Here is a 4223-nt window from a genome sequence, read left to right on the forward strand (position 1 = left end):
CGGGCCAGTACGGCAGCTTCTCAGTCGATGCCAATGGTGCCTGGTCCTATCAGGCCGGTGCCCATAACGAGCTTGCCGCCAACCAGGTTGTGAGCGACAGCTTCACGGTGGCTGCGGCCGACGGCACCACCACCAGCGTTACCGTGACCCTGACCGGCACCAATGACGCGGCGGTGCTGAGCAGCGCGACGGCGGCGCTGACCGAGACCAATGCGGCGCTCTCGGCCTCGGGCCTGCTGACCATCAGCGACGTGGACAGCGCGGCGACCTTCGTGGCGCAGAGCGGCACGGCGGGCCAGTACGGCAGCTTCTCCGTCGATGCCAATGGCGCCTGGTCCTATCAGGCCGGTGCCCACAATGAGTTTACTCCAGGGCAGACCTATTTAGAGACTTTCGCTGTTGCTTCTGCCGACGGCACTCAGACCTCTGTTAACGTCAACATCGTTGGAACCAACGACGTTCCGGTGGTACGCGGGGATAGCGCGACCCTCGGCGAGAATTTGGTCGGAACGTTCAACGTTCTCGCAAACGACAGCGACCCAGATGCGGGCGACTCGTTACGGCTTGTTTCGGTCAGCACCGCGCCGGGAATCGGCAGTGTCAACATTGTCGACAACCAGATCGTCTTCACCCCCAACAACGCTTCCTTCGATGATCTGCCGGTGGGCGGGAGCCGCGATGTAGTTATCAACTACACCGTTGCGGACCTGAGCAATGCGACGGCCAGCGGCTCGCTGCTGGTGACGGTGACTGGCGCCAACGATGCCCCGGTTGCAATCGACCGTTCCTATAACGGCTACTCCACCCCCGGTGGACTGGCGGCGGAGAAGTTGGTGGGTGCCAATATCGCCCTGTTCGACAACGGTTCCTTCGTCGATACCTCCAATGGCTATTGGGCGGAATCCGACAATACCCAGGCCGCCCTCCGTGGCATGGGGCATACGGTATCCACTTTCACCGGCTATGCCGCCGGTGACTTCAATGCCGCCCTGGCGGGCAAGAGCGTGCTGGTCATTCCGGAATTGGAGGTCGGAAACCTTTCGGCTTCTCTATCGACCGATGCTGCGAAGGCCATCAGCGATTTCGTGGCGGGCGGCGGCAGCCTCGTTCTGATGGCTGACGGTGCTAACAAGGACACCGCATTCCTCAATCGTGTCTTCGGCTTCTCGGTGACCGATACCGACACCTACGGCAGCACCTTCGCCAAGCAGTCGGGGGCCGCAGGAACCACGTTCGGCGATGATGCCGCCTCAGTGCCCACAGCCGACGGAACCTATCCCATTTCAGCGGCAAGCCTGCCGCCCGGGAGCAAGGTTCTGTTCGCCAACGGCAATGAGGTCGGCGCGGCGCTCATGCCGTTCGGCAATGGCCAAGTCAGCTTCATCGCCTATGACATGTTCGATGCCCGCCCGGTCGGCAGCCAAGACAGCGGCTGGCTCCAGGTACTGGACAGTGCCATCAGCCATCGGACTCCCGCGACGTTCACGACCGTGAGCGAGGATGGCGCCGCCCATAGCTTCTCGGTGACCGGTACCGATGTAGACAGCGGCGCGGTGCTGACCTATAGCAAGGCGAGCGACCCCACCGAAGGCAGCGTCACGGTAGCATCCAACGGTGTCGTCACTTTCTCGCCGGGTGCGGGGTTCCAGTGGCTGTCCGCCGGGGACGTCACCAGTTTCTCCTTTGATGTGAAGGTCACAGACCAGTACGGGGCGTCCGACATCGCCACAGTCTCCATTGAAGTCCACGGCGTTAATGATGCGCCGGTAGCGGCCGCTCTGACTGCGACCGGTGGCGAGAACCAAACTTTGACCCTGGATGTGCTGGCCAGCGCCACCGACGTCGATATGATACATGCCCTGACCCTGAGCAGTGCCAGCGTCGGCGTCAACCAGGGCAGTGTCTCGGTGGTCAATAACCAGCTGGTGTTCAATCCCGGTGCGGACTTCAATCATCTGGCCGCCGGGCAGACCCAGACCGTGGTGGTGAGCTACACCGTGAAGGACGAGTTCGGGGCGGCCTCCACCGCCACCGAAACCATCACGGTGACCGGCACCAATGATGCCCCGGTGCTGAGTTCGGCTGTTTCGGCGCTGACCGAGAGCAATACGGCCCTGAGCACCGGCGGCACCTTGACCATCAGTGATGTGGACGACGGAGAAGCCCATTTCGTGGCGCAATCTGGAACCGCTGGCCAGTATGGTACCTTCGCCATCGACGCCAACGGCGCCTGGACCTATCAGGCTGCGGCTCACAACGAGTTCAAGGCGGGGCAGACTTATAGCGAGACCTTCGCGGTCGCGTCCGCCGACGGCACCCAGACCTCGGTCACCGTCAACATCGCCGGTAGCAACGACGCGGCGGTGCTGAGCTCGGCGACGGCCAATCTGACCGAGACCGACGCTGCCCTGTCCACCAGCGGCACCCTGAGCATCTCCGACGTGGACAGCGCAGCCACCTTCGTCGCCCAGGCGGGAACCGCCGGTCAGTATGGCACCTTCGCCATCGATGCGACCGGCGCCTGGACCTATCAGATGAACGGCGTCCATAATGAGCTGAAGGGCGGGCAGACCGTTACCGAGACCTTCGCGGTGGCTTCGGCCGACGGCACCCAGACTTCGGTAACGGTGAATATCGCCGGTTCCGACGACCCAACCCAGATCATCGTGGCGAATGCGCCGAGCGTGACCGAGGACACTTCCCTCAGCGCTCTGGTCAACATGAGCCTCAGCGATCCGGATATGGATCCGAGCCAGTTGCAATTCAGCAGCGGCAGCTTCAGCGGCAGCTACGGTGCCATTTCCCAGAATGCAAGTGGTGCTTGGACCTATACTTTGACGGCCAATGGCTCCTCGGCGATCCAATCGCTGGGGGCGGGGATGTCGCTGACCGACATGGTCCTCGTACGCGCCAGTGGTGGGGCAAGCGCATGGGTTCCGGTTACCATCAACGGAACCAATGACGCGCCGACGGCCGTTGCGACTACCTACGAGCCTACGATCATGGTCGGTCAGGCTATGACGTTTCGCGACTACGCCTCCACCGCCGTGGACGCCAACCATTATCTCGTCAGCTATGACTGGAATTTCGGCGACGGCAGCGGAGTGACGCAATCTTCTGCCGCCGATGTCACCCATGTCTATGGCGGGGCGGGTGTCTTCATGGCCACTCTTCGGGTGACCAACGACTTGGGCATGGTGGCCACCAACACCATTCCCATCACGGTCGTCGATCCCAATCGCGCCCCATCCGACATCATCTTCACGAGCAACGGCGCGGCCGTCGCCAGCGGCTCGGTCGCCGAGAATGCGGCCGCCGGAACCGTCGTCGCCAATCTCTCTTCCCCCGACCCGGATCCCGCCGATTGGGTTACTCTGACACTGACCGACAGTGCCGGCGGCCGCTTCGCGCTCAACGCCCAGAACCAACTGGTCACCACCCGACCGCTCGATTACGAGACCTCCGCCGACCGGACCAGCACGGTGACGGTCACGGCCACGGACGATCATGGTGCCACCCGGGTCGAGACCTTCCAGGTCAACACCGCCAATGTTAACGATGCTCCGACCACGACCAATGCTGCGGTCTATACCAATGTTGGTGAAGTGATCACGGGTCAGTTGGCGGCCTCCGCAGCCGCGCCCGGAAGCATGACATTCTCGCTGGCGGCCAATGATCAGCCAAGCCAAGGCCGCGTGGTGATCAACGCCGATGGCAGCTTCACCTATACGCCGAAGGCTCTTGGACATGGGGTCGACCATTTTGGTTATGTGGTCACCGGCCCCGACGGACAGACTGTCCAAGGGCAAATCGCGGTTGATATCAATTCGCCGCACCTCAATCTGCCGGACGGTGGCAGCACAATCGCCAATTCCCCAAACACCACCACACATGATCAAGTTTCCCTGGCGGCATTGACCGATGGCAGCTTCGTAGCAAGCTGGATGTCTCTCGGCCAGGACGGCAGCGGATGGGGTGTGTATGGCCAACACTATGACGCCAGTGGCAGCAAGACCGGCGGCGAATTCCGCATCAATACCACCACAGTAAGTGATCAATATCAGCCCTCGGTGACTGGGTTGGCGGACGGCAGTTTCGTGGCGACGTGGCAATCATACGGCCAGGATGGCAGCGGCTCTGGTGTCTATGGCCAGCATTTCAACGCCAATGGAAGCAAGATCGGCGGCGAGTTCCAGATCAACACGACCACCGCCAGCGATCAA

At 62.1% G+C, this 4223-nt stretch carries 1 protein-coding gene; it reads left to right on the forward strand.

Features of this window, described 5'->3' with window-relative positions; translation table 11 throughout:
• The coding region (locus CU669_RS20840; RefSeq protein WP_146747842.1) for a VCBS domain-containing protein at positions 1–4223 on the forward strand (4223 nt) is incomplete at both ends.

This window comes from Paramagnetospirillum kuznetsovii (assembly GCF_003284725.1).
Lineage (GTDB): Bacteria > Pseudomonadota > Alphaproteobacteria > Rhodospirillales > Magnetospirillaceae > Phaeospirillum > Phaeospirillum kuznetsovii.